Origin of the sequence: Psychrobacter sp. UBA2769 (assembly GCF_002352555.1) — a bacterium.
Lineage (GTDB): Bacteria > Pseudomonadota > Gammaproteobacteria > Pseudomonadales > Moraxellaceae > Psychrobacter > Psychrobacter maritimus.
The window spans coordinates 47,875-72,189 of record NZ_DEIR01000019.1; the positions used below are offsets into that span (position 1 = coordinate 47,875).

At 43.3% G+C, this 24,315-nt stretch carries 26 protein-coding genes, 3 tRNA genes and 1 CRISPR repeat array; of the genes, 18 read left to right on the forward strand and 11 right to left on the reverse strand.

What is annotated here, in order from left to right; translation table 11 throughout:
- Positions 1-50: 50 nt before the first annotated feature.
- Positions 51-1,223 (forward strand): type I glyceraldehyde-3-phosphate dehydrogenase, encoded by a 1,173-nt coding sequence (locus B3Q63_RS08840; protein ID WP_296175936.1) that lies wholly within the window; start codon positions 51-53, stop codon positions 1,221-1,223.
- A 155-nt stretch (positions 1,224-1,378) separates the two neighbouring features.
- Positions 1,379-1,469, forward strand: a tRNA-Ser gene (locus B3Q63_RS08845).
- A 77-nt stretch (positions 1,470-1,546) separates the two neighbouring features.
- Here B3Q63_RS08845 and B3Q63_RS08850 read toward each other — a convergent pair.
- The 3 genes from B3Q63_RS08850 to B3Q63_RS08860 form a co-directional block, all read right to left on the reverse strand.
- Complete coding sequence (locus B3Q63_RS08850) at positions 1,547-2,290, reverse strand: hypothetical protein (RefSeq protein ID WP_296175821.1); 744 nt, start codon at positions 2,288-2,290, stop codon at positions 1,547-1,549.
- Between the two features lie 237 nt (positions 2,291-2,527).
- Entirely contained in the window at positions 2,528-2,863 is a 336-nt protein-coding gene (locus tag B3Q63_RS08855; protein ID WP_201565211.1) for a CopG family transcriptional regulator, read from the reverse strand.
- A 208-nt stretch (positions 2,864-3,071) separates the two neighbouring features.
- A tRNA-Asn gene (locus B3Q63_RS08860) sits at positions 3,072-3,147 on the reverse strand.
- A 556-nt stretch (positions 3,148-3,703) separates the two neighbouring features.
- Between B3Q63_RS08860 and B3Q63_RS08865 the strand changes: the two genes are divergently transcribed.
- The 5 genes from B3Q63_RS08865 (at position 3,704) to B3Q63_RS08885 (ending at position 7,999) form a co-directional block, all read left to right on the forward strand.
- Positions 3,704-4,048, forward strand: coding sequence for a DMT family transporter (locus B3Q63_RS08865; protein WP_271134609.1), 345 nt, complete (start codon positions 3,704-3,706; stop codon positions 4,046-4,048).
- 174 nt (positions 4,049-4,222) lie between these two features.
- Positions 4,223-4,711: a M48 family metallopeptidase gene (locus tag B3Q63_RS08870; RefSeq protein ID WP_296175824.1), complete on the forward strand. Its 489-nt coding sequence runs from the start codon at positions 4,223-4,225 to the stop codon at positions 4,709-4,711.
- Positions 4,712-4,794: 83 nt separating this feature from the next.
- On the forward strand, positions 4,795-5,997 hold the full coding sequence (locus tag B3Q63_RS08875) for a saccharopine dehydrogenase family protein (RefSeq protein ID WP_296175825.1): 1,203 nt from the start codon (positions 4,795-4,797) through the stop codon (positions 5,995-5,997).
- A gap of 95 nt (positions 5,998-6,092) precedes the next feature.
- On the forward strand, positions 6,093-7,037 hold the full coding sequence (locus B3Q63_RS08880) for a DMT family transporter (RefSeq protein WP_296175827.1): 945 nt from the start codon (positions 6,093-6,095) through the stop codon (positions 7,035-7,037).
- A 125-nt stretch (positions 7,038-7,162) separates the two neighbouring features.
- Entirely contained in the window at positions 7,163-7,999 is an 837-nt protein-coding gene (locus tag B3Q63_RS08885) for a sterol desaturase family protein (protein WP_296175829.1), read from the forward strand.
- Between the two features lie 34 nt (positions 8,000-8,033).
- On the opposite strand, the gene B3Q63_RS08890 is transcribed toward B3Q63_RS08885, so the two are convergent.
- On the reverse strand, positions 8,034-8,786 hold the full coding sequence (locus B3Q63_RS08890) for a type 1 glutamine amidotransferase (protein ID WP_296175831.1): 753 nt from the start codon (positions 8,784-8,786) through the stop codon (positions 8,034-8,036).
- Between the two features lie 211 nt (positions 8,787-8,997).
- Here B3Q63_RS08890 and B3Q63_RS08895 point away from each other — a divergent pair.
- A tRNA-Val gene (locus tag B3Q63_RS08895) sits at positions 8,998-9,074 on the forward strand.
- A 230-nt stretch (positions 9,075-9,304) separates the two neighbouring features.
- On the opposite strand, the gene B3Q63_RS08900 is transcribed toward B3Q63_RS08895, so the two are convergent.
- Positions 9,305-9,529, reverse strand: coding sequence for a helix-turn-helix domain-containing protein (locus tag B3Q63_RS08900; protein ID WP_041773282.1), 225 nt, complete (start codon positions 9,527-9,529; stop codon positions 9,305-9,307).
- Between the two features lie 149 nt (positions 9,530-9,678).
- On the opposite strand from B3Q63_RS08900, the gene B3Q63_RS08905 reads away from it, so the two are divergent.
- The 4 genes from B3Q63_RS08905 to B3Q63_RS08920 all read left to right on the forward strand — a co-directional run bounded on the left by B3Q63_RS08905 (position 9,679) and on the right by B3Q63_RS08920 (position 12,377).
- A complete protein-coding gene (locus B3Q63_RS08905; protein ID WP_011959964.1) occupies positions 9,679-9,894 on the forward strand; it encodes a hypothetical protein in 216 nt (71 codons plus the stop codon).
- An 11-nt stretch (positions 9,895-9,905) separates the two neighbouring features.
- Entirely contained in the window at positions 9,906-11,096 is a 1,191-nt protein-coding gene (locus B3Q63_RS08910; protein ID WP_041773283.1) for an Arm DNA-binding domain-containing protein, read from the forward strand.
- A 2-nt stretch (positions 11,097-11,098) separates the two neighbouring features.
- The gene (locus tag B3Q63_RS08915; RefSeq protein ID WP_011959966.1) at positions 11,099-11,389 is read left to right on the forward strand and encodes a hypothetical protein; all 291 of its coding nucleotides are present in this window, start codon (positions 11,099-11,101) and stop codon (positions 11,387-11,389) included.
- Positions 11,390-11,831: 442 nt separating this feature from the next.
- A CRISPR array of direct repeats spans positions 11,832-12,159; the repeat unit is 28 nt; unit sequence TTTCTAAGTCACCTATGCGGTGATGAAG.
- Between the two features lie 23 nt (positions 12,160-12,182).
- Positions 12,183-12,377, forward strand: coding sequence for a heavy-metal-associated domain-containing protein (locus B3Q63_RS08920; protein WP_025646094.1), 195 nt, complete (start codon positions 12,183-12,185; stop codon positions 12,375-12,377).
- Positions 12,378-12,569: 192 nt separating this feature from the next.
- On the opposite strand, the gene cadR is transcribed toward B3Q63_RS08920, so the two are convergent.
- Positions 12,570-12,980: a Cd(II)/Pb(II)-responsive transcriptional regulator gene (cadR, locus tag B3Q63_RS08925; RefSeq protein ID WP_068406859.1), complete on the reverse strand. Its 411-nt coding sequence runs from the start codon at positions 12,978-12,980 to the stop codon at positions 12,570-12,572.
- Between the two features lie 151 nt (positions 12,981-13,131).
- Between cadR and B3Q63_RS08930 the strand changes: the two genes are divergently transcribed.
- Positions 13,132-15,285 carry a heavy metal translocating P-type ATPase gene (locus B3Q63_RS08930; RefSeq protein WP_068406856.1) on the forward strand — a complete coding sequence of 718 codons (2,154 nt, stop codon included), beginning with the start codon at positions 13,132-13,134 and terminating at the stop codon, positions 15,283-15,285.
- A gap of 114 nt (positions 15,286-15,399) precedes the next feature.
- Here the strand turns inward: B3Q63_RS08930 and B3Q63_RS08935 are convergent, their stop codons facing one another.
- Positions 15,400-16,380 carry a GlxA family transcriptional regulator gene (locus B3Q63_RS08935; RefSeq protein ID WP_159768146.1) on the reverse strand — a complete coding sequence of 327 codons (981 nt, stop codon included), beginning with the start codon at positions 16,378-16,380 and terminating at the stop codon, positions 15,400-15,402.
- Between the two features lie 106 nt (positions 16,381-16,486).
- On the opposite strand from B3Q63_RS08935, the gene B3Q63_RS08940 reads away from it, so the two are divergent.
- From B3Q63_RS08940 to B3Q63_RS08950, 3 genes are all read left to right on the forward strand, one after another.
- Positions 16,487-17,035 (forward strand): cysteine hydrolase family protein, encoded by a 549-nt coding sequence (locus B3Q63_RS08940; protein WP_144297046.1) that lies wholly within the window; start codon positions 16,487-16,489, stop codon positions 17,033-17,035.
- A gap of 64 nt (positions 17,036-17,099) precedes the next feature.
- Positions 17,100-18,014: an MBL fold metallo-hydrolase gene (locus B3Q63_RS08945; RefSeq protein WP_192993341.1), complete on the forward strand. Its 915-nt coding sequence runs from the start codon at positions 17,100-17,102 to the stop codon at positions 18,012-18,014.
- Positions 18,015-18,107: 93 nt separating this feature from the next.
- Positions 18,108-18,377, forward strand: coding sequence for a universal stress protein (locus B3Q63_RS08950; RefSeq protein ID WP_144297048.1), 270 nt, complete (start codon positions 18,108-18,110; stop codon positions 18,375-18,377).
- Between the two features lie 172 nt (positions 18,378-18,549).
- On the opposite strand, the gene arsJ is transcribed toward B3Q63_RS08950, so the two are convergent.
- From arsJ to B3Q63_RS08965, 3 genes are all read right to left on the reverse strand, one after another.
- Entirely contained in the window at positions 18,550-19,782 is a 1,233-nt protein-coding gene (gene arsJ / locus B3Q63_RS08955) for an organoarsenical effux MFS transporter ArsJ (RefSeq protein WP_144297049.1), read from the reverse strand.
- A 2-nt stretch (positions 19,783-19,784) separates the two neighbouring features.
- Entirely contained in the window at positions 19,785-20,795 is a 1,011-nt protein-coding gene (locus tag B3Q63_RS08960; RefSeq protein WP_289047811.1) for an ArsJ-associated glyceraldehyde-3-phosphate dehydrogenase, read from the reverse strand.
- Positions 20,796-20,875: 80 nt separating this feature from the next.
- Positions 20,876-21,685, reverse strand: coding sequence for a metalloregulator ArsR/SmtB family transcription factor (locus tag B3Q63_RS08965; RefSeq protein WP_289047812.1), 810 nt, complete (start codon positions 21,683-21,685; stop codon positions 20,876-20,878).
- A gap of 243 nt (positions 21,686-21,928) precedes the next feature.
- Between B3Q63_RS08965 and B3Q63_RS08970 the strand changes: the two genes are divergently transcribed.
- The gene (locus B3Q63_RS08970) at positions 21,929-22,990 is read left to right on the forward strand and encodes an ArsO family NAD(P)H-dependent flavin-containing monooxygenase (RefSeq protein ID WP_296175864.1); all 1,062 of its coding nucleotides are present in this window, start codon (positions 21,929-21,931) and stop codon (positions 22,988-22,990) included.
- Between the two features lie 12 nt (positions 22,991-23,002).
- Here B3Q63_RS08970 and B3Q63_RS08975 read toward each other — a convergent pair whose 3' ends face one another.
- Complete coding sequence (locus tag B3Q63_RS08975) at positions 23,003-23,335, reverse strand: YnfA family protein (RefSeq protein WP_201564455.1); 333 nt, start codon at positions 23,333-23,335, stop codon at positions 23,003-23,005.
- Between the two features lie 235 nt (positions 23,336-23,570).
- On the opposite strand from B3Q63_RS08975, the gene B3Q63_RS08980 reads away from it, so the two are divergent.
- Positions 23,571-24,272 carry an IS1-like element ISPssp2 family transposase gene (locus B3Q63_RS08980; RefSeq protein WP_296175937.1) on the forward strand — a complete coding sequence of 234 codons (702 nt, stop codon included), beginning with the start codon at positions 23,571-23,573 and terminating at the stop codon, positions 24,270-24,272.
- Positions 24,273-24,315: the final 43 nt, after the last annotated feature.

Sequence of the window (24,315 nt, forward strand, 5' to 3'; positions counted from 1 at the left end):
GCTCAATTTTTTATATCCTTTTATAGCGATACCTGTTTATGTCTGATGTTATGCCTGATTTCTCTAGCGCCACTTATCAATTGACGTCTGACCCAGCGGTAGTCGCATATCCTACCACTGGCGAGTACACACAGCCTCTGAGAGTCGCTATTAATGGCTTTGGCCGCATAGGGCGCAATGTACTTCGCGCCTTACTAGAGCGCTTTGAGGTATTAGGTCGTGCCATTCATGTGGTGGCGATTAATGATTTGGCACCGGCTGACATTCTGCTGCATTTGCTAAAATTTGACAGTACCCACGGTCGCTTAACCCGACTGGGTGTCAGCGCTGATATTGTAATGAATGACGTCGATGCTGGTAAAGGTGATAGCAATACGACTGTTAATACAGACACCCAGCTGTGTCTGACTAAAAACAATTTAACCTATTGTATTAAAATGCTCTCAGAGCCCGACCCAAAAAACCTACCATGGCAGGAACTGGGCGTCGATGTGGTGCTAGAGTGTACAGGGCACTTTCGCTCTTATGAGCAAGCGCAGTTGCATATAGCAGCGGGCGCGCAGCAAGTCATAATCGGTGCCGCACCCTTTGATGATGTCGATGCTTGTATCGTTATGGGCGTCAATACCGATGAGCTCACGCGTGAGCTGCCGATTATATCGAGCGTTTCTTGTACCACGCAGGCCTTGGTGCCGCTGATTGCTACCCTTGATAAAGTGTTTGGCGTTAAGTCAGCGATGATGACTGAGATACATGCCGTCACTGCCGATCAGACTGTACTCGATCAAGCGCATCGTGACCCAAGGCGGGCGCGAGCCTCTGGCCACAATATTATTCCTACGACTTCCAGCAGTATCGCGGCCACTGAGCGCGTATTGCCAGCGATGGTCGGCAAAATAAACGGCCATTCAATCAGAGTGCCCACCATCGATGTTGCCGCTATTGATGTCACTTTTGTCTTTGATACTCCAGATGTCAGTATAGAGGCGATTCGTGATGTGCTTAAAACGGCTAGCATAGGTTGCTTGCTTGATATCATGGCCTATACTGATGAGCCATTGGTATCAAGTGACTTTATTCATCAAACGGAGTCACTGATTATTGATGGGCAACAGCTTATGCACGTGGGTGATCAGTATAAAGTTTTTGCGTGGTATGATAACGAATGGGGCTATGCCAACAGGTTGCTTGATATGTGCTTACACTTAGCTTCAAGTAAATAAAATAGCTTCAAGTAAACAGTTTAAGCTAAAGAGCTGAATAAATAGTTGCGAGCAAACGGTAAGTCATTGATTTAAAACCAGCTGCAAATTAATTTCATTTTTTTAATATGAACCGCTTGCATTATCTAATGATATCTATATAATGATGCACCAATGGAGACGTGGCAGAGCGGTTGAATGCACCGGTCTTGAAAACCGACAAGGGTTCATAGCCCTTCGAGAGTTCGAATCTCTCCGTCTCCGCCAAATTCGAAAAAGCCCCAATCAGCAATTGATTGGGGCTTTTTTTATGCGATATTTTTACAAGTTTTATAAATATCGTCTTATTTTTCTAGCAATTCATCAAACTCAATTTCCTGACCATCCACTAATACCAGCTTACCTTTACTAATCTCGATGCTTATCCCTGTGTTATTTTTAATCGCCCGCATGACATTGATGTCTTCAATGCTACTTTCAATAATTATTTTGCCAGATTGCTCCGGCTCGATTGGTGGTTTGAACTGCGTTAACGGCACATTAAAGGTTTTACTTTTGGTTAACTGCTTCTCTTTCATGGTGAGCTTACCTTTAAAGCTTTTAATCGCCACCTTACCGTGGTTTGAGAGCATAAACTGTAGCTTTACTTGGTTTAAGCTATCGCTATCACTGGTCTTAACTGGCAGTAAGGCAACAGGGTAGTTTTGCGCTTTGGCAGTACCGACTTGCGGACTGGTTACAATCGGGCTTTTCTTACCAGTTGGATTGTTTGGATGTAGGCGCTCATATTCACGCTGTTGGACGAGTGCTTGCTTAATGGTGATACGAGGCATCGCCCCAGATTCATAAGCACCACTGAGCTTCATACGCAGCATATAGCGGCTTAGCAGCTGTCTATCGCCTTCAGGCAAACGCTCAAAGGTGTCGCCCAGCTTTTTTTGCCACTGGTCAGAGTTGGTCGGTATGGTCTGCTTACTGGGATCGGCGGGCGGCTGTGAGCAGCCATTAATAACAGGCAGCATCGCCAAGGTAAATGCCAATAACATGGCCTTTCTTACATAGCTTGCAGGTTTATATGAACCAATCATCTTATGCCTCCTTCTCAACCCATATAAATGGTAATAACTCTTATACTAATATAGCGCCTATGATAATTTTGTATGTTTATTTATCGCTAATAGCCATTTGACGTTATTGAATTTATCGAGGAGGGCTTGTTTTAATTGACAAGTTAAGTGACAAATTAAGTGGTAAAAAAAAGACTAAGCGCTATTAAGCAAACTTAGTCTTCTCATTTTGTATGTATTATTAGTTCATGACTGGCGTTATTTTTTATCTTTATCTTGCAGCTCAGACAGCGGATGGGTGATATTGTTATTATGAGTCACCACAATCGCCTCATCAATGATGCGTTGGCTGACGCCGCGCTTACGCAAACTTTCGATAAAAACTTCATCATGGGCTAGGGTGTAATCCTGATGATCGCGATCAAGACCTTGACGAATATAAAGGCGAATAAGTCCTTGAATGCGCTTAAAACCCAGCTCTTTTGATGTGGCTTCTAATAGCGAAATCATTTCTTCAGACAAACGAATACTGACTGGGCGCATGATTTTTTGCGGATAGTCAGAGAATTTATTTTTTACACGTACAGGTATCATAATAAACCATTACTTTTAGTGAGTAGGAGTAAAGCACTCAGACAAAAACTGACTCAGTCACTGCTAACCTTACCATACAACAAAAGTTGCTAAAAGAACACTGTCGCTGTATTAATATTGTGTGGGCTTATGCCGATGCGATTAGCAGCTAAAATCGGCGGGCATAAAAAAACCTCCATCAAATAAGTGATGAAGGTCTTTTCAAATATGGCTCTCCAACCTGGGCTCGAACCAGGGACACACGGATTAACAGTCCGTTGCTCTACCAACTGAGCTATTGGAGAATAAGTTGTTTATAACGGTTACTATCACAAGTTTTACAAAAGCTTTGGTAGGTGCGATTGCTTATCTTGTTTGCGTTATGTGGGGCACATTTTAGCCAAGTAGTTATGGGCTGTCAACCTTATTAGGCGATTAATTATAAATATAATTGCAATCCGTATGAAATTGAGCTTTTTTGCTTTTAAAGTGGCTGGATTATTGACTGTTTTAATAAGTGACCCTGATACAGTATATCGAGCCTATATATAAAACCGACTTGCAAGAAAGGTTATAAATTTCACTTTATTAGTCAGGTTAATTAGACTATCTATTTGAAAGTAAAGTAAAACCCTGCATTACTGTAAACCTTCAAATCTCTATTTCAAGCGCTGCTATAAACCTATAAAATAGCCACCCGAGCGTTTCTTTAGCGTTTTGGCTGTAATTTGCTTTACTTTAAAGTTTTTTAACTTTATGCGCGGCTATGCGACACGTTTTAACCAAGCACTTTCTAAACAATCATTTTCTAACCACTCACTTCCTAAAAACCACGCTCTAACCAATATAGGTGCCTAAAATATGAGTCCAACCATGATTGCTTACGGTTACCTTGCCATCGCTATTGTTTGTGAAGTGATTGGCACTACTTTTTTAGTCAAATCAGAGCAGTTTACACGCTTTATACCCACGCTGATTATGGCGGTGCTTTATGCGATTTCGTTCTATTTACTAACCCAAACCATAAAAACCATCCCTATCGGTATTGCTTATGCACTATGGGGCGGGCTCGGTATCGTGCTGACTTCTTTGGTAGGGCTGTTCTTCTTTAAGCAAACGCTTGATACTGCTGCTGTGATTGGTATTGCGATGATTGTTGGCGGTGTCGTGGTGATGAACTTGCTGTCTAATTCAGTGGCGCATTAAGCAGCTATTAATTATTTACCAGCAATCATGAGTTTTTAGCCATGAAGCGTTACATTGATATATTGGTAGAAGGTGCATGGCTAATATAAAGTATATTTAGAGTAAATTTAGAATAAAAAATGTCTATCGCACAACGCTAAAGATAAAACGTCAAAGATAAAAACGGTGACCATATTGACCACATTAAAATATATCGCGCATTATTCTGAGCAGATTCAAAGCCAAGCGGCGACGCTGATTAGCACGGGCAGATTGGGCGACTATTTGGATAAAAATTATCCCAATCGCCACCAAATACAAAGCGATAAAGCGCTATATCAATATATTAATGACATTAAAAATCAATATATGCGCAAAAGCAGCCCGCTGTCGCAAGTGACTTATAATAGTAAACTTGCTGTCCTCAAACAGGCGCTTGGCATTCATACCTATCAATCGCGCGTGCAAGGCAGTAAGCTGAAATCACATAATAGCATCACGGTAGCCAGCCTATTTAAGGAAGCGCCGCCTGAGTTTTTGCGTATGATTGTCGTGCATGAGTTGGCACATTTTAAGGAGCAAGAGCATAACAAGGCTTTTTATCAGCTCTGCTGCCATATGGAACCGGATTATCATCAGTATGAGCTCGATACCCGTTTATGGTTGCATTGGCGCGAACGCTAATCTATCTTGGTGCTAAGCAATAGTTAGCTGAATTTTGTTTAAGCCGATTTTTAGTAAATGTAAAACTGAACAAGGACGTTTTTATGAAAGTATTGGCCATAGGTGGTAGTGGCGGCATGGGTCGTGCTGCGGTGCGTGCTGCGATGAGCTTTGATTTTGTTAGCGAGATTATCGTCGCTGGTATTGACAGTGAGCTGGCGGAGCGTTTTGTTGCCGAGTTAAATAGCAAATCGCTAAATAGAAGAAATACAGACGCTCTTAAAAAACCTGTCCGCGCGCTTTACTTGGACGTAACAGATAACAATAGCCTACGCCAAGCGATTCGCGACGTCGATGTGGTACTAAATTCAGCAGGGCCTTTTTTTCGCTTTGGTGTACCGATTTTAACGGCGGCGATAGAGGAAGGTAAGCACTACTGTGACATTTGCGATGATTGGCAACCGACCGTCGAGATGCTTAAGTTAAATGCGCGTGCAAAACAAAATAATGTCACCGCCGTGATTGGTTTAGGCGCGAGCCCCGGTATTTCTAATTTACTGTGTGTGAAAGCGGCAACGGCGTTGGATGAAGTGGATACTATCGTGTCGGCATGGAAGCTATCGGGCGCTGTGAATGCCGATGATGGATTTAGTAAGCCGGCCAATGAGGGTCAAGTTGACGCAGCGGCAGTACATCTTATACATTGTTTATCTGAAGATATCCGCGTGTTAGCAGCTGGAAAGATGGTCGATACGAAACCATTAGCCCATTCAAAAATCGACTTCCCAAGGCTTGGTGAGCTTGATGTGTGGTCACTCGGACATCCTGAAGCGGTCACTTTAAATAGGCGCTTTCCACGGCTAAAAAACTGCTATAACGGTATGCTTGGTATCGATGATATCGTTGATAATCTGCGCCAAATTGCGTCGGCAGTAGCGGCGGGGCAAATGGCTGTTGAGGGTGCAGCACGGTTATTGACTGATAAAGATAGTCGCAAAGCACGCCAAACCCATTTAGCCGAAAGCGAGGAAAAAGAGATTCCAGGCTTAGTAGCCTATGCGCAAGGACGCAAAAATGGTCAACCTGCCAGCGCTGGCGCTTTTATTCGCAATACGCCTGCAGGTGGAATGGCAACGGTCACTGGAATCCCGCAAGCGCTATTTTTACCGCTGCTACATCGAGGTTATTTAAAGCAAAGCGGTGTCTTTGCGCCAGAAGAAATCATTGATCCCGATGTGTTCTTTGCTTTATTCGATACTTTTTGTGGACCACAAGGTTCCGGTTTAACAGTCCTTACCTCAAATTAAAATTTTCTAGAGCGCATCAACAAAGCCTAATAGGGTTAAACTTCATAAGTAAAACTAGACCTAATATAATAGCCGTTTTAACATTAAGGTAGTTTATGAGTGGGTCAACGCAGCAAGGTACGGCTAAAGGTAAAAAAGCGTGGCTCATTCCTGTGCTGTGTCTTATCGTTGGTGGTGGATTAACCGGTATTTCGACCAATTTGGCGAAATTTGCAGGCGAGGTCGGTCTGACGCCGCTGGCATTTCTGTTTTGGTCTATCACTGGTGCGGCGTTGATTTTATTCAGTTATGCGCTTTTTCGCCATGAACTGCCGCCGTTAAGCAAACCAACCCTGAGCTATTATCTAGTGGCAGCGTTAGTGAGTGTGGCAGGCTCCAATCTCATTTTCTTCTCTGCTATTCCGCATGTCGGCGCAGGTTTTGTCGCATTAATTATCTCTCTGCCGCCGCTCCTAACTTATCTGGCCGCAATCATCTTAAAAATAGAGCGCTTTACAAAGCTGCGCGCGCTTGGCGTGGTCGCTGCACTTGCCGGAGCAGGGGTGCTCGCGGCCCGTAAATTTGCTGCGCCCGATGCCAGTGTATTTTGGATTGGGCTTGCGCTTTGCGGGCCGGTGTTATTGACGATTGGCAATATTTATCGCAGCTTATACTGGCCAGATAATCTGTCTCCAAGCGCACTTGTACCCGGTATGCTGATAGCAGCCTCTGTGTTACTTGGTTTAGTCAGTCTTATGCCGCACTTTTCACTAGCGGTTCCGATGACAGAGATATTGCCGTTAGGATTGATTGCGGTGCAGGCGTTCGTTTTCGCTGGTCAGTTTTTACTGTTATTTTTACTACAAAAAACGGGCGGCCCAGTATTACTAAGCTTATTAGGTTCAGTCGGTGCGGTCGTCGGTGTGCCTGTCGCTATCTTTTTGCAGGGAGAAAGTCCGCCAGAAGGGCTGTTTTTGGGTGCGTCATTGATAGCGCTGGGTGTCGTCTTAGTCACCTATGGCGGGGTAAAAATGGCGACATCTATACCAGATAAGGGATAAGATAGTGATATATTAATTAACTTATGTTGGTATTATTAAACGCTTATAAAGGTTCTTAATATCTTAATTTCTTTATTTGCTTTCAATGCTTTTTACCTGCAAACGTAATGTTCAATAGGTGACATATGGATGTGTTTTCGTATTGGCAAGGGTTTTATAACGACCCTTGGTTTTGGCAGTTCCCCATGGCGACCCTTGCTATTAGTACGACCGCCTTTCTAGCAGTTGCCATTCCATGGACGATAGTTGCATGGCGCGATCCGGTATCCTTGCGTAAATATAAGATTCAACAAAAACCGTTTGAGATGAAACAGTTTTTATTACCGTCTATCGGCCGCATCATTATTAATAATATTATTTTAGCCGCGCTATTGGTGCTGGCTTGGCCGCTGTTAAAGCTGACCGGCGTGCATAATGGTGAGATGCCAGTTTGGTATATTATCATCGCCCAGTTGATTTTTTTCGTGCTGCTTGATGACTTTTTATACTATTGTATGCACCGTTATATGCATGAAAATAAGTGGCTGCTAAGAAATATCCACAGTGTGCACCACCGCATTCGTAATACCTGCGGTATCAATGGCAATTATATGCACTGGGTCGAGTATTCATTGACGGCGTCGCTGACGTTAGTAGGTCCAATCATTTTAGGGGCGCACATTTATGTGGTATGGATGTGGGTGATTCTACGTCAAATCGAAGGCGCGGATGGGCATATTGGCTACGATATACCGTGGAATCCTGCGCATTTATTGCCTGTGTATGAAGGCCCTGTTTATCATGATTTTCACCATGCCAAATTTAAAGGCAATTATGCGGGGTTTTTACCTTATTTGGATAAATACTTGGGTAATACCCATATTCCCGCTTATCTTAGCTATCTTAAAGCTAAGAAAAATGGTTTAACGCCGCTAGAAATTGAGCAAAGTGAACTTGCGGCTAAAAAACGCAAGAGCAGCTAAACCGTTAAGTGTTTTTAGGATTGAAAGGTTAGGTTTAAATGTCAGTAGTCTTTGCTATGCGATTGAGCATGGCTGCTAAGCGCGCGTTGTTATCGGCGATATATTGATCGCCAAGTGCTATTATGTCAGCCGCTGGTTGTACCGTTTTAGGATAGTCGACCCGCCCTTTTTGAATAGCATGGTTGCCATTTTCCACCATTTTAACGATACTTTCTTCGGTCACTTCAAAATGACACTGCCAAGCCATAACCCAAGTACCGAGCGCTTTCTGCTGCGGCGTTTGATAAAGGAAGCCTTGATTGGGCCATGCTGCTGATGTCGCTAACGGAATCGCGCCTTGTGGATATTCAAACCCATCGCCATGCCAATGAAAAACGGTAAAGGGCTGCTTTTGTAAGTCCTGTAATAAAGGATGCGCCTGAGCGTCTGTGGTCAACTGAATAGGTAGCCAACCGATTTCTTTTACGCCCGCTGGCTCTACGCTCGCCCCCAAACAATGCGCAATAAGCTGGGCACCCAAACACACCCCAATCACTGTTTTTCCGCTATCCATACTTTGCTTAATTAGACGTTTTTCCTCTTTTAACCAAGGATGGTCGTCCTCATCATGGACGCTCATCGGCCCGCCCATTATGATTAACCAATCAAAACTGGTGAGCACTGGCAAGGCGTCTTTATTATAAGATCGCGTGTAGGTAATGGTGTGCTGATGATTAACTGCCCAGTGCTTAATAAAGCTGAGGTCTTCGTAATCTGTATGAAATAAGGCATGAATGCGTAGGGTCATGTGATGGCCTCTATTAGGAAGTTATGTTTTTATGATATTAAAAGTCTACAAGGTATGAGCTATCTTAGATAGCGGAAACTATTTAGCAACGCTGGATTTTCTTAAGTGCTTCATTATAAAGCTTAAAAATAGGTATTCTCATAATAAGTCAATATTGTGATAGAAAAGGCTTGCAAAGTTTTAAAAACTTGCTAAAATGCATGACCTAAATAGGCGTATAGCTCAGTTGGTTAGAGCGCTACCTTGACATGGTAGAGGTCGCTAGTTCGAATCTAGTTACGCCTACCAGATTCGAAAGCCCCAATCTTTATGATTGGGGCTTTTTTTATGCCCGTTTTATAAGGGTCGTAGCGCAAAACTTCTATTTGATTCGTGTTGTAGCTGCTCTATTTTTATCAGTATTCTTTTTTCTTAAAAAAGCTCGGTGACCAAATGGTGACTAAAACGTGACCAACCTAAAATATCACTATCTTGTCTTCTCCGATATTTGACCTCTACTCCAAACTTTTCTTTACCACCTATTTAACTTCTTCTGATGCCTTGTTAGGGATATAAGTAAATAATTCACCCACACCCACATCTAGTGCTTCACAAATCTTATCCATGGTTTCAAAATCTATTCGCGAAGTCTGTTCATTATAGATTTTGTGCATTGTAGATTTACTAATGCCTGTCATCCTTATCAAATCAGCAACCTTCATTCTGCGCTCTGCTAATAAAACTGGCAAATTAGACACAATCATAATAAAAACCTTTATTTCATAAAAAGTACTTGTATCGAATAACAAATAACGGTATATTAAGCGTATCGAAGTACTTTGTTGTTTTATAGAAGTACATTAATGTTCGATAGACTCGTAAAGTAGCTTAATTAACTTACAAGGAATCTATTATGTCACATACTTACCTGACAACCCAAGAGCTTTCTGAGCGTATCAAATACAATCCGCGCACGATCCGTAATGAGCTTAAGGATAGCGTACTTATTGAAGGCATTCATTACATACGTCCTTTTGGTGGTCGCAAGATTTTATACGTTTGGGAAGAAATTGAAAAAGACATGCGTACTGGTATCACCGGTAGCATCAACGCCATGGCATTGCAATAAGGAGAAATATGATGGCTAGCATTAGAAGCAGAAATAAGAGGCTTATAGTCGATTTTTATTATATGGGCAAACGCTGTCGGGAGACGACAAACCTGATAGATACTCCGGCAAATCGTAAAAAGCTTGAAAGTATTATTTTGAATATGGAAGCCGAAATTAGGTTAGGTATTTTTAATTATGCTAAATACTTTCCGAAAAGTGATAAGGCTGCAGAAATGGTGGCTTTGAACGATCGTAAGGAATGTATTAATACCAACGTTCCTTCCTTCAAGCAGTTCGCAACACTGTGGTTTTCTGAAAAAGAAATTGAGTGGCGCGATACTTACAAGCGCAAAATACAGGAGATTATTGATATGTATTTGCTTCCTGAGTTTGGTACTAAACCCATTCATCTCATAAAAAAGACAGATGTATTAGCCTTCCGTTCATCGCTCGGCAAAGTAACGTACGGAAAAGCTAACAAACATCTGTCAGCGGCACGCATCAATTCTATAATGGTACCTTTAGGTATGATACTAAAAGAAGCCGCTAAACGCTATAAGTTTGATAACCCTTATTATGATATCAAGGCACTCAAACAGCCTAAAACTGATATTCAGCCTCTCACACTGGAGGAGGTTTGGACGTTTATTAATGGCGTGAGGGAGGATTATCGCCATTATTATCTGGTGCGATTTTTTACAGGTATGCGTACTAGTGAGATTGATGGGCTGACATGGGATAACGTTGATTTTAATCGTCGTGAAATTGTCATTAAGCAGGCGTTAGTCAAAGGCAAGATTGTTCCTCCTAAAACACAGGAGTCTTATCGTGCTATTCAGATGTCTCCATGGGTCTATGATGCGCTGAAAGAGCAAAAAGAAATCTCCTATAGGCGTTCGGATTATGTGTTTTGCTCACATACGGGTGAGCCATTGGATTATAACAATGTGAATAAGCGTATTTGGCATCCCACACTTAAAGTTTTACGGTTGAAGAAGCGTAACGCCTATCAAACACGCCATACGGCAGCGACTTTGTGGTTGGCGGCAGGTGAGAGTCCTGAGTGGATAGCCAGTCAAATGGGGCACTCAACGACTAAGATGTTATTTAACACTTATAGTCGCTATGTACCAAATATGACACGGCAGGATGGTAGCGCTTTTGAGGCGCTCGTAAATCGAAGCCAGATGGCTCAATTATCTACTGACAAGGAGACGTAAAAATGAAAATTATTGATTACGATAAGCTATTTGCCGAGTTTAAGCCTAATGGCTATGTCAGTGAGGATGCCCATACTATCGCTAATATGTTGATTTATGATTTGTGTATTCAACCTGGTTATAATCTAGCACGCTTTTTAGAAATCAAGCCTTGCTTTGATAACCATATGGCAATACGTATATGGGTACAGAAGCGCTTGGATGCGAGTCTTGGATATTTGGTTGATGATATGTATGTTCAACTACAAAGCGAGATTTACGAGCTACTACCGCCGTCTGGTTATGGCTACTAACGAGGAGAATATCATGAGTGTTAACTTTGTGTTCGACTCAAGCCTAGATGATGTAGCAAAGCGTTTGTGCTATCAGTATTGGTCATACGTATCACCCAATGACTATATCGCTCATCTAAAGATACTTTGCTACGATTACAATATAAGGTCTGATGAGTTGTTTGCTACGCTTGCAAAATGCCAGGTTTATTTGGGTGATATACATTGCGAGTATTGCGGTCGTCCTTATCAACTCGATGTGCCAGCAGATATCCCCCATGCAAGACAACATAAATCTTGGTTTTGTGATGGATGCATCAGTTTTTCTGGGGGACAGCTTACGGTTAGTAGGTAGGTATTTGATAATACTTGATAACCAGATGGCCTAGGCTGTCTGGTTTTTTATTGTTTGTTATTTTTTTCTATGTCAAAAGCTTAGCGTTTAATCAGTCTTTTTGCGAGACTTCTAAGTCACCTATGCGGTGATGAAGTGGGAATGTCTGTTACTGGCGGCGAGGACAAATTTCTAAGTCACCTATGCGGTGATGAAGTATTAGTAAGTGACTTAACTATATCAATACAATTTCTAAGTCACCTATGCGGTGATGAAGCTGTTTGCATAGCTCGCTTTCTTGTTCAGCATTTTCTAAGTCACCTATGCGGTGATGAAGTATCATTAGCATAGGGTTGTAAGTCTGCTAATTTTCTAAGTCACCTATGCGGTGATGAAGAACAAGACTTTGATTATATAAACGACATTGATTTTCTAAGTCACCTATGCGGTGATGAAATAAAACTTATTTGGAGAAAGGGTATGAAACTATTGATTGCAAATATGAACTGTGGCGGTTGTGCCCGTGGTGTGACAGCAGCTATTCAGAATATCGACTCAAAGGCCAAGGTTAAGATTGATTTAGCAGCCAAAGTGGTCAGTATCGAAACCATCGCCAGTATTGAGCAGATGACAGCTGCTTTAGCAAAAGGCGGTTTCCCTGCACAAGCGCAATGAATCAGCCTTATAAACGCGCAGCCTATCTGTTTGACAGAAAGGACGATGGGCTGAATCACATCTGAAAATATTGACCAGTTGAAAAAAATCTGACATGGGCAACTGCATCTTAGTGATGCGTTTGCCCCGCGCCTTTGGTTATAGGTCTACTTTTAATGATAAAAAGTGGACAGTGTTATCAAAATGAATACTTTATCTATGACACGAGTTATCGGCAAGCGCATGCAATATTCCGCAGGATTCAGCTAGCGCTTCACTTGCGCATTTTTGCCGCAACGCTAGTAGATGTTGCTTTAATTGTATCAGCTCTTCCATACGTGTCTCTACCGCATCGATATGCTCATCCAATAGCACATTGACCTCACCGCAGTTTTCATCAGGTTTATCTCTATATTGAAGCAGGGTTCGTACTTCATCCAAAGTCATATCGAGCGTACGGCAGTGCAGGATAAATTGTAGACGCTCAAAATGCGCTTCATTATACAAACGATAGTTGCCTTGGCTACGCGCAGGTTTTGGTAATAACCTCTCTTTCTCATAATAGCGAATGGTTTCGACCGTCGCACCGGTGCGCGTGGCAAGCTCACCAATTTTGATTAGCATGTGTATCTCCTTAAATAGTATTTTCTATTATCTAAACAATAAAGTAACTATAAGGTTTGCTGATAAAAAATCAAACCTCTTTATCGTTAAAAGTCTTGACCCTAAAGTTACTATAGGGTTCATACTGCCTTTAACAAGAGGAGAAGTGATTATGCAATATCATATTGAAGGTATGGACTGTGCCAGTTGTGTTGGTAAAATCGAGCGGGCGTTAATGCGAATACCTGGTGTCTCTGAGGTTCAGTTAAACTTTGCGACTCAAAAGCTAGAGCTAACCTTGGCGCCTGATACGAATACTGGCGTTAAAGATATCGAGAAAACCATTAAAAGCCTAGGGTTTGGTGTGTCAGCGTTAACGGGTCAACAAAATGAGAGGGGCAATGATGGTAATCAATCAGCGGTGGACAATCAGCGCTGGTGGCAAACCATAAAAGGCAAACAGGTCATTGGTACGGGGCTTTTGATGGGTGCCGCATATGTATTGTCTTTAATTTTCCCTGAATATGGCGCATGGGCTTTTATTGCCGCTGTGGCTATCGGTGTCCTACCATTTGCTCGCAAAGCTTCTGCACTGGCGTTAGCAGGATCGCCTTTTTCAATTGAAATGCTCATGTCTGTTGCGGCTATTGGCGCGCTTATCATAGGTGAAGCTGAAGAAGCGGCTGCCGTGGTCTTTTTATTCTCGGTTGGGGAGCTATTAGAGAGTGTCGCAGCTAATCGTGCGCGCGCAGGAATCAGAGCATTATCGTCGCTTGTGCCAAAGACAGCTATTTTACTGGACGCGCAAGGACAACAACGTCAGGTGGCAGCGACTTCACTACAAGTGAATGATAAGGTGCTTGTGCGTCCTGGTGATAGAGTCTCTGCTGATGGCGTGATTGTTCAAGGTACGTCTAGCCTTGATGAGTCACCTGTGACGGGAGAGTCTGTTCCTGTTGCCAAAACCATAGGCGATGAGGTCTTTGCTGGATCTATCAACGTTGATGGGGTACTACAAATACGCGTAGAAAAAACAGCGGCAGATAATACAATTGCTCGTATTATTGAGCTTGTGGAGCGGGCACAAGCGTCCAAAGCACCGACTGCACGCTTTATTGAAGCCTTTAGCCGCTACTATACGCCTATCGTTATGGCGATTGCGGCTTTAGTGATTATTATCCCACCTCTACTGATGGGAGCAGAATGGGGAGTATGGCTATACCGTGGTTTAGCGCTATTACTGATCGCCTGTCCTTGTGCTCTTGTGCTGTCAACACCTGCCGCTATTGCCTCAGGTTTGGCTGTCGGCACGCGCCATGGACTGCTTATCAAAGGAGGTAATGTCATGGAGTTGGTGGGTCAGGTCAACACTGTCGCTTTTGATAAAACGGGTACTTTGACCGAGGGCAAACCTCGAGTAACCGATATCATTGATTTTAAAACAGTACATGGCGATGCTGAGGGTCGCGATAAACTACTGTCACTGTTTGCAAGTGTCGATGCTACCTCCAGTCATCCGCTTGCTATCGCTATTGTGGATCATGCCAAAGCCGCTAAGGTAGTCATACCTGGATCCTCCAACGCCTTTGCGACCGCAGGTAAAGCGGTTCATGCAACGGTTGCTGGACGCTCTTTGGCCATCGGCTCACCAGTCTACGTCGCTGAGAAAGTGATGTTGCCAGCTGAGCAGCAGATTCAAATTGAGATGCTACAAAATGATGGTAAAACGGTTTCTATTTTGTTTGATGAGCAAACGAGGGAGGCGCTCGGATTGGTCGCTCTACGTGATGAGTTACGAGAGGATGCAAAGCAGGCCATTGCCCAGCTTAACAAGATGAACGTGCGCTCCGTCATGCTCACAGGTGACAACAGTCGTACGGCAAAAGCGCTTGCCAGTCAGTTAGATATAGAGTGGAAAGCTGAGCTGTTACCTGAAGACAAGCTACGTCTACTCAGTGAGATGCAAAGCAATAGTAAAATAGCGATGATTGGTGATGGTATCAATGATGCACCCGCTTTGGCAGCGGCAGACATTGGCATTGCGATGGGCAGTGGCACGGATGTGGCTATCGAAACGGCTGATATTGCCCTATTAAAAAGCCGCGTGATAGACGTTGCTAACCTTATTGCCTTATCCCGCGCCACCATGAGAAATATCCATCAAAATGTCATATTTGCACTTGGGTTAAAGGGCATATTTCTGATAACCACTGTGCTCGGCGTGACAGGGCTTTGGATTGCTGTGCTAGCGGATACTGGTGCTACAGTACTGGTGACGCTGAATGCATTGCGTTTACTGCGTTTTAAAACAAGATCTTCCGATTAATTATCATTAAAGGATAAGGCGGTCGCAACTACATTGGGACCGTTTTATTAAACCTATCTCCTGCCTACAAGCAGTCAATGCACCTACCTTTAATCCAGAAATCGCCTAAACCTATCACTCTTCATCCAGAGTAAATCTGCGCCGATATTCGCTAGGGGTCAAACCAACAATGCGCTTAAATATTTTACGAAATGCACTAACATCACTATAACCCACCTTCCACGCTATTTGCTCAACAGGCATTAAAGAGAACTGTAGAAAGTCTTTTGCACTACCAATGCGTAATCGCTGACAGTATTCTGTTGATGTCATGCCCGTCGCCTTATGGAAACGGCGCAGAAAAGTGCGCTCCTCTAACTGCGCACAACTGGCTAGGGTGGATAAATCAATAACCCGTGCTTCTGTTTTTTGTAGCCAATGCTGCACCTTTAGTATGGCGGCATCACCATGAGTGAGGTTGGGAGAAAACGCACTGTAATAGCATTGTTCACGCCTTGAGGGGTCAATTAACAATGCACGAGCGGCCTCATTCATGACCTGTGAGCCAAGAAAGCGGTCAACCATCCTAAGCCCCAAGTCCGTCCAAGCCATCGCGCCACCAGCGGTCACAATATCACCGTCTTCGATAATAATGCGATCGACATCCAGATCGACATCAGGGAAGCGCTGTTCAAACTCTTCTACATAACCCCAATGCGTCGTTGCTTTGCGTTTGGATAGGAGTCCCGTCTCGCCCAGTAAAAAAGCACCGGCGCAGACGGATGACAGTATCACACCTGTGGAATGCTGATCTCTTAGCCATTCCAGCCATGGTGCCGCTGCTTGCTTTGCAATTGGCGTCTCTAACGTGGGTGGAATGATGATAGCTGCTAACCTTCCTGAGCCATCAGGATTGCTCGAAAAATTGCAGGTAGGACGCAGATTAGAACCCTTAATTTCCCAGTGACTGACCTGTAAAGGCAGATCCGTTGTATCTTGATGTTTGGCAGCGATTTTACTGGCCACCATCAGTAAGTCAGTCAGCCCAAGGATGGCCGCCATTTGTGCTTTCTCATAGACAATCAAGCCTATTTCAATAGCATGTTTTTGATTCATATGTCGTTATTAACCTCTTATGTGTCGATGTAGCCACTCGTTAGTGTAGCACAGAGCTTGTAAAATAGACGCCTATACAGTCACTTTGATAAAAAAAGGAATCATCATGAGCACAAAAGCACTGATCGTTGTCGATATTCAAAATGAGTATTTTCCGCAAGGTAAATTATCACTCGTTGGTATTAATGAAGCCGCTGATAATGCAGCTTTGGTGATTGAGTCTGCTAGAGAAAAAGGCCATACCGTCATTCATGTTCGTCATGAAATGCCTTCTGCTGACGCACCAATCTTTACGCCTGGTACTGATGGTGTAGAAATCAATGAGAAAGTAAAGCCTATAGAAGGTGAAGCCGTTGTTGTGAAGCATTACCCCAATTCGTTTCGTGAGACCTCTCTTAAAGATCTGCTTGATAAAGAAGACATCAAAGACGTTACCGTGATTGGCGCCATGAGCCACATGTGTATTGATGCAACCGTTCGTGCTGCGGTTGACTTTGGCTATACAACGACCACCATCCATGATGCCTGTGCCACGCTTGATCTTGAATTTAATGGCACGACCGTACCCGCAGCTCATGCTCATGCCACCATTATGGCAGCGATTGAGTTTCTATATGGCGAAGTGATTGACACCCAAACTTGGATTGCGCGTTAGTTATAAGTTTTTAAGCAAACCATTATTAACTCATAATATAGACTCATCAATAAGGCATCAAATTATGAAAATATCGAAATCTCTGACCGGCACCACACTATTAAGTGGTGTCATGTTGTTAACCGCATGTACCACCTTTGCCAGTCCAGCGTCCAATTCTAACGCGGTAAAACAGACGGCGACCAATACCGTTCAATTTCAGCAAATCCGTAATGCCACGATTAAGCTTGATTATGACGGTACCACGTTTTTAGTGGATCCTATGCTCGCGGCTAAAAACGCTTATCCAGGGTTTGCAGATACGTTAAATAGCCAAATACGCTATCCAATGGTAGATTTGCCGGTATCTGTTGCAGAGGTGCTAAAGGCTGACGCCATTATTTTAACCCATCTACATGCGGATCATTGGGACGATGCTGCACGCAACCTGGTCCCTCGTAATATGCCAATTTTTACCCAAAATGAAGCCGATGCGGCAATCGTGCGTAAAGATGGCTTTACCGATGTCAGAGTGTTGACAGAGCAAGGTGTGGTGTTTAAAGGCACTAGAATCAATAAAACCATCGGACAGCATGGCACTGATGAGATGTACAAAGTTCCAGCGCTTGCTCAGGCACTTGGTAAAACGATGGGTATTGTGTTCCAAAAGCCAAACTACAAGACCGTCTATGTAGTAGGGGATACCATTTGGAATAAAGACGTAGAGAATGCGCTGACTCGCTACAAGCCTGATGCGGTCATCCTTAATACAGGCTATGCAAAGCTGTCTACCTTTGTCGATGACTCTATTATTATGGGTAAAGACGATGTATACCGTGCGTATCAATTCTCACCTAATGCTCAGATAATTAATGTGCACATGGATACGGTCAATCATGGCGCACTGTCGAAGGCAGAGCTGCGCCGTTTTATCGAAGAAAAACACTTAGACAAACAGCGTGCGCTTGTTCCTAATGATGGTCAAACCTATAAATTCTAGTTCTTTAGAAGTCAATTTTTAGAAGCTTCCCTGTGTGGCAATGCTCAAAGTGTGTTGCCACATATAATAAACACTGCATAACTGAGACAGTTTATGAATATGCCAGGTAATGAGGATGCGACCTCCAAAAAAAGCCTATCACTAGCAACTGAGCAGCTAACAGCAGCAGGCTTTACAGTAGACGCACATCATGTGTCTGCCTCCGATGCTGTTGATGGATTATTGGCTTTTCAAAAGCAAAATGCGGTCGATATTATTGTCATTGGCGCTTACGGACATTCTAAATTCCAACAGTTATTTGTTGGCAGTACTACGACAAAAATCATTGCTAAGACGCTATCACCAGTAATTTTGGTTCGCTAACTTCTTAGTGTAGCCAATTCATTAGAAAACGAATACAGTAGGGCTAGGATAAAAACTTTACCACTGCTGCATATACCAGCGCAGCAAGTGGCAAGAGTTTTATCCCAGCTCTATATCATCATAAGTGTGTTTTGATTTTAAATAGACAACAGATTCATTGATAAAAATATAATTAGTATACCGCCGCTTTGTACGTATTAGGCAGTTTTAGTGATAGTAACGCGGCGATTGCCACAAACGCACTCGATATCCAAAGACACGCCTCTAAACCAAATTCTTGGTAGACCCAACCTGACAGCACCGTACCAATCAATCTGCCCATCGCGTTTGCCATATAGTAAAACCCCACATCCAATGACACGCCATCACTATCAGCATAGCTGACGATCAGATAGCTGTGTAACGAGGAATTGACGGCGAAAACCACGCCAAATATCAGCAAGCCAAGAATAACCGATGCTTGAATATAAAAATCAAAGTATAAGGCCAGCGCGATGGCAGCAGGAATAAACGTCAGATAGCTTGCCCACAAAAAGGCTGCGCGACCCGTTGGTAACACGCCTTTTTTCTTACCTGTAAAGTAAGGTGCAACCGACTGGACGATGCCATAACCGATGACCCAGCTGGCCATAAAACTGCCGACCCACCAGTGACTCCAGTCAAAAGTCGCTGCCAAAAACACCGGGAGGGCCACCACAAACCATACGTCTCTTGCCCCAAACAAAAACAGCCGAGCCGCAGAGAGGATATTGATAGCAGGACTTTTAGAAAAAATGTCTTTAAATTTGGGTTTGTTGGTGGCTTTGCCGATGTCTTCTTTTAAGACTATTAAACTAAACACCCAGACGATGGCCAAAAGTGATGCCATCAGTATCATAGCGCCTTTGAATCCAATCAAGGTCAGTAGCAAACCACCGATAAAAAAGCCAACACCTTTTAGTGCGTTTTTAGATCCTGTGAGGATCGCTACCCATTGATACAGCTTACTCTCAGCATTTTTGGGCACCAGCAGTTTGATTGCGCTTTTGGCACTCATTTTATTCAAGTCTTTGGCGATACCTGATAAGGCTTGGGCGATCATCACATAAACCACGGTGAGCATATCAGCAGGTACAGCGAGCATGGCAAGGGCGACAATTTGTATGGCCAATCCAATATTCATGGTTTTGTTGAGCCCAAGACTGGTGCCAAGCCAACCACCAACCAGATTGGTGATAACCCCAAAAATCTCATAAAACAAAAATAGCATCGCAATGCTTAGTGGACTATAGCCTAACTGATAAAAATGCAGCACAACGAGCATTCGCAATGCGCCATCCGTTAAGGTAAATGCCCAATAGTTGCCAGTGATGACTAAGTATTGCTTCACTTGCGACGATAAATCCGTAACGGATAGCAGTCCCATGATTAACCCTTATCTGCTAGACCAACCATTTGGACCAATTCAGCCGTTCTATTGGCGTAACCCCACTCATTGTCGTACCAAACGTAGAGCTTTACTTGGGTATCGTTGACGACCATCGTCGATAGCGCATCAACGATACTTGAACGTGGATCGGTTTTATAATCAATCGATACCAGTGGACGTGTCTCAAAGCCCAATATGTCTTTTAGCTCAGTTTCAGATGCTTGTTTAAGTAGTTCATTGACTTCCTCAACCGTGGTGCCACGCGCCATTTCAAACACACAGTCGGTCAGCGAAGCATTAGCCAAAGGCACACGAATGGCATGACCGTTTAGCTTACCTTTTAATTCAGGGAAGATATGCGTAATGGCAGTCGCAGAGCCTGTCGTGGTTGGGATAAGGCTCATACCGCAAGCACGTGCCCGGCGTAAGTCTTTATGCGGTGCATCTAGTATCGTTTGGGTATTGGTAATGTCATGAATGGTGGTCATCGAGCCATGCTTGATGCCTATTTTCTCGTGCATCACTTTAACCACAGGCGCTAGGCAGTTGGTGGTACAAGAGGCAGCAGTCACAATGGGATAGATGTCTTTATCATATAAATGCTCGTTTACACCCATGACGATATTTAACACACCTTCTTCTTTGACGGGGGCTGTGACAACGACACGTTTGACCCCTTGATCTAGATAGGCTTGTAGTAAAGCCTTGGTTTTTATCTTGCCTGAGGCTTCGATGACCACATCGCACAGTGACCAGTCGGTGTCTTTGGTCGCTTTGTTTTGCGTACAAGGAATGGCTTTGCCATTGATAATCATGGACGTGCCTTCGTAGGTAGCGTCGTGATGCCAGCGACCATGCACAGAATCAAACGTCATTAAATGCGCGAGCGTCTTAGCGTCACCCGCCGGATCATTGATGTGGACAATCTCGATGTCGTCCCAATCAAATGCCGCGCGCATGGTCAAACGTCCCATACGTCCAAAACCATTGATACCTACTTTGATTGTCATAAAATTGTCCTTAGTACTGTTTAAAATCATCAGAAGAAATGGTGTAAAACGTTCAGTGTTATTTAAGTATGGATGATGGATTATTTACAAAAACTGGCTCTGTCGGGGCGGTTTTGCATCGCATCCAAGCGCCCAATCTCATGCTCAATTAAGTGAGTATTGTTTTCTGTGGTTTTTGCAACCACAGTCTTTGCCCATACAGGCAACTCAGGATTGATACGATAAAATACCCACTGACCGTTTTTTCGATCAGTGATGACGTTTGCCTTTTTTAACACAGCAAGATTGCGTGAGATTTTGGGCTGACTGTCCTCTTCCAAGGCTTCCATCAATTCGCACACACACAGCTCACCATGATATTCGATCAGCATCAACGCTTTGAGTCGAACGTCATCCGTCAAGCTTTTGTAAAAGGTAATCGGATCAAAGTCAGATGATGCCGTGTCTTCTTTATTGACGGCAGTCTTTGTGAGGTTATGTTTTTCTACAGACAGAAACATCGTTAAGCGACTGTTTAATTCACTTAAGGTAGTAGTAAAGGGATGACTGCCAGCACGTGTTTTTGGGTCAGGGATATCCCATGCCAGTTGCTTGGCCGTATTGGGGTAGCTTCGGCATTCGGTACTGGCCTTTTCGCACAGAGTAATGACGTAGTCAAAAAACTGACCTTCAAATTCGTCGACGTGCTTGGATCTTAAGCCACTGGCGTCGAAGTCAAACCTTTCTAGGGCTTGGATGGTTCGTTCATCTACTTCGCCTTTCTCTATGCCTGCGCTATAAACATCATAGATATCACCGGCTTTATACTTTAATAATATCTCAGCCATTTGTGATCTGGCTGAATTACTGGTACAGAGAAACAATACCTTTTTCTTATTTGAATGTTCCATAACCTAACCCTATTAAAAGACTATACATATGAANNTTCATATGTATAGTCTTTTAATAGTTATTATTGGCTTTAGTTAGTGAAATGATATTTTGGAGCGATGCAAGATTATTTGCATGATAAGCTGAATCAAGATGTCGATAAAAATTTCGTCAAAACATGTATTCAATTAAGATCTGAAGAGTAAAAAGCAAGCCTCAGTATGAGCAATTGATTTTTCTGGTAGCAGACACTAAGGAGCATTATGTCAATTAAAGTATTCGACACCATCATTATCGGCGGTGGTCAAGCCGGTTTAGCCGTTGGCTACTATCTGAGACGTGCGAAACTTGACTTCATCATTCTTGACAATCAAGACCAAAGTGGCGGCGCGTGGCAGCATACTTGGCCATCGTTACGCCTATTTTCTCCTGCTCTTATGAGCTCCTTGCCAGGTCGCTTGATGCCAAAAGCAAAAGATGGAGAGTATCCCCATAGAGACGAGGTCATCCATTACCTTGCTGACTACGAAGAACATTATAAGTTACCAATCTACCGACCTTATCAAGTCCAAAGCGTACAGCGTGATGATGAAAACAATTGCTTACGGGTGACTGATGGAAGTTTTACATGGTTGGCAAAAACCGTCGTGAGCGCAACGGGAACCTGGAGCAATCCTATAATTCCTTCTATCAAAGGTCAGCAAGCGTATCTTGGGGAGCAATGCCACTCCGCGCATTATGAAGGCCCAGACGCCTACAGAAATAAGCGCGTATTGGTAGTAGGTGGTGGTAATTCAGGTGCACAAATCTATGCGGAGCTGGCTGAAGTGGCTAACGCCAGCTGGGTAACACGTGAGCCCCCATTGTTTTTAGCCGATGATGTCGATGGACGTGTCCTGTTTGAAAGAGCAACAGCACGTATTACTGGCAGCAATAATGGTGATCCTGAGGGCGGTATCGGTGATATCGTCATGGTGCCTCCCGTCAAGGCGGCACGTGACAAAGGGGTTTTACATTCAGTACCTATGTTTAACCAATTTACTGAACAAGGCGTCATTTGGGCTGATGGTAGTGAAGAAACGATAGATGCCGTTATTTGGTGTACTGGGTTTGAACCAAATCTTGACCATCTAGCACCTTTAAATGTCTTAGAAGCTGATGGAGAAGTGCAAGTTAAAGATGGGCAAGCGGTCAAGGAGCCTCGGTTATGGTTATTTGGTTATGGTGACTGGGCAAGCCCAGGTTCTGCCACTCTGATTGGTGCTGGACGCAGTGCTAGAGAGAATGTTCCCACTCTATTGGAGTTTTTAGCACGTGATGGTTAAAACAACCGTATCCTATGTATTGCGCGGTGCAAACATAATAATAGCCATACCTAGAAGTGCCACTGCTGTACCTAATATGTCCCATGTCGTTGGTCGAATACCATCAACAGCCCATAACCATAGAATTGCCATTGTTACATACACTCCACCGTAGGCGGCATAAACTCTGCCAACGGCGGTTGGATGTAAAGTCAGCAACCATACAAAAGCGACCAAACTAAGCGCACTAGGGACAAGTAGCCATATTGACTTACCTTCTCTCAGCCATAAGTATGGCAAATAGCAACCTACAATCTCTGCTAATGCCGTAATGGCAAAAAGCCCAACTGTTTTTAATTCAGACAAAAAACTTACCCCTTTAGTCATTCATAATCTAGCGCTAAAGTTTATCATCACACCGTAAAAAAACATCCTCAAAAAATACACTGTTATGTATACCCCAAAGGAACCAGCTATTTCACCCTTTAAACCTATTAACAGACTACTCAAAATAGACTGTTAATATGGAACTATCTATAACAGGCTTTTGAATTATGGGACTGGTCGCCGCGCTTTTGCCCTATCATTAGCCTATAGTGTGATGTGCATTTCACTATACATCAAATGCCCAGCCTGTCTAAGTGACAATATAAAGAAAAATGGCTTCAAAAGCTATGGTAAACAAAACTATAAATGCAAAGACTGCAAACGGCAGTTTATTGGAGACCATGCCTTAACGTACCAAGGATGTCACTCCCAAAAAGATAGCAAAATACGATATCTTATGGTTCGAGGCAGTGGCATAAAAGACATCGCTTGCGTTGAGAGAATCAGCAAAGGCAAAGTACTAGCCACCCTAAAAAAGTGTCACTACCCAATAACCCCCAAGCAAAGGCAATACGACTGTCTTGAAATTGATGAGCTTTGGACATTCGTAGGTAAAAAAACCAACAAACAATGGCTAATTTATGCCTATCACCGTGACACAGGTGAAATTGTTGCCTATGTGTGGGGAAAACGAGACCTTAACACTGTCAAAAAGCTTAAAGCTAAGCTGAAAGCCCTAGGCGTAAGTTGTGCTAGAATCGCTAGTGATACCTGGGATAGCTTTGTTACTGGTTTTAAGGGCTTTACCCAAGTCATTGGCAAGTTTTTCACGGTCGGCATTGAAGGTAATAATTGCACTATCAGACATCGAGTAAGGCGAGCATTTAGGCGAAGTTGTAACTTTTCTAAAAAACTGGAAAATCACTTTAAAGCCTTTGATTTAGCTTTCTTTTACATCAATCATGGGTATGTTTAATTTAGCCTACTTTTTGAACCACCACCAAGTAAATCAGCCTCCG

What these genes read in the sequence shown, in the direction of transcription:
- B3Q63_RS08865 (WP_271134609.1), top strand. Translation starts at nt 3,704, where the DNA reads ATGAGTCCAACCATGATTGCTTACGGTTACCTTGCCATCGCTATTGTT.
- B3Q63_RS08930 (WP_068406856.1), top strand. Translation starts at nt 13,132, where the DNA reads ATGCAATATCATATTGAAGGTATGGACTGTGCCAGTTGTGTTGGTAAA.
- B3Q63_RS08890 (WP_296175831.1), bottom strand. Translation starts at nt 8,786, where the DNA reads ATGACCCTACGCATTCATGCCTTATTTCATACAGATTACGAAGACCTC.
- B3Q63_RS08875 (WP_296175825.1), top strand. Translation starts at nt 4,795, where the DNA reads ATGAAAGTATTGGCCATAGGTGGTAGTGGCGGCATGGGTCGTGCTGCG.
- B3Q63_RS08910 (WP_041773283.1), top strand. Translation starts at nt 9,906, where the DNA reads ATGGCTAGCATTAGAAGCAGAAATAAGAGGCTTATAGTCGATTTTTAT.
- B3Q63_RS08970 (WP_296175864.1), top strand. Translation starts at nt 21,929, where the DNA reads ATGTCAATTAAAGTATTCGACACCATCATTATCGGCGGTGGTCAAGCC.
- B3Q63_RS08960 (WP_289047811.1), bottom strand. Translation starts at nt 20,795, where the DNA reads ATGACAATCAAAGTAGGTATCAATGGTTTTGGACGTATGGGACGTTTG.
- B3Q63_RS08940 (WP_144297046.1), top strand. Translation starts at nt 16,487, where the DNA reads ATGAGCACAAAAGCACTGATCGTTGTCGATATTCAAAATGAGTATTTT.
- B3Q63_RS08920 (WP_025646094.1), top strand. Translation starts at nt 12,183, where the DNA reads ATGAAACTATTGATTGCAAATATGAACTGTGGCGGTTGTGCCCGTGGT.
- B3Q63_RS08945 (WP_192993341.1), top strand. Translation starts at nt 17,100, where the DNA reads ATGAAAATATCGAAATCTCTGACCGGCACCACACTATTAAGTGGTGTC.
- B3Q63_RS08855 (WP_201565211.1), bottom strand. Translation starts at nt 2,863, where the DNA reads ATGATACCTGTACGTGTAAAAAATAAATTCTCTGACTATCCGCAAAAA.
- B3Q63_RS08935 (WP_159768146.1), bottom strand. Translation starts at nt 16,380, where the DNA reads ATGAATCAAAAACATGCTATTGAAATAGGCTTGATTGTCTATGAGAAA.
- B3Q63_RS08915 (WP_011959966.1), top strand. Translation starts at nt 11,099, where the DNA reads ATGAAAATTATTGATTACGATAAGCTATTTGCCGAGTTTAAGCCTAAT.
- B3Q63_RS08850 (WP_296175821.1), bottom strand. Translation starts at nt 2,290, where the DNA reads ATGATTGGTTCATATAAACCTGCAAGCTATGTAAGAAAGGCCATGTTA.
- B3Q63_RS08980 (WP_296175937.1), top strand. Translation starts at nt 23,571, where the DNA reads ATGTGCATTTCACTATACATCAAATGCCCAGCCTGTCTAAGTGACAAT.
- B3Q63_RS08840 (WP_296175936.1), top strand. Translation starts at nt 51, where the DNA reads ATGCCTGATTTCTCTAGCGCCACTTATCAATTGACGTCTGACCCAGCG.
- B3Q63_RS08905 (WP_011959964.1), top strand. Translation starts at nt 9,679, where the DNA reads ATGTCACATACTTACCTGACAACCCAAGAGCTTTCTGAGCGTATCAAA.
- cadR (WP_068406859.1), bottom strand. Translation starts at nt 12,980, where the DNA reads ATGCTAATCAAAATTGGTGAGCTTGCCACGCGCACCGGTGCGACGGTC.
- B3Q63_RS08885 (WP_296175829.1), top strand. Translation starts at nt 7,163, where the DNA reads ATGGATGTGTTTTCGTATTGGCAAGGGTTTTATAACGACCCTTGGTTT.
- B3Q63_RS08900 (WP_041773282.1), bottom strand. Translation starts at nt 9,529, where the DNA reads ATGATTGTGTCTAATTTGCCAGTTTTATTAGCAGAGCGCAGAATGAAG.
- B3Q63_RS08965 (WP_289047812.1), bottom strand. Translation starts at nt 21,685, where the DNA reads ATGGAACATTCAAATAAGAAAAAGGTATTGTTTCTCTGTACCAGTAAT.
- B3Q63_RS08950 (WP_144297048.1), top strand. Translation starts at nt 18,108, where the DNA reads ATGAATATGCCAGGTAATGAGGATGCGACCTCCAAAAAAAGCCTATCA.
- B3Q63_RS08880 (WP_296175827.1), top strand. Translation starts at nt 6,093, where the DNA reads ATGAGTGGGTCAACGCAGCAAGGTACGGCTAAAGGTAAAAAAGCGTGG.
- arsJ (WP_144297049.1), bottom strand. Translation starts at nt 19,782, where the DNA reads ATGGGACTGCTATCCGTTACGGATTTATCGTCGCAAGTGAAGCAATAC.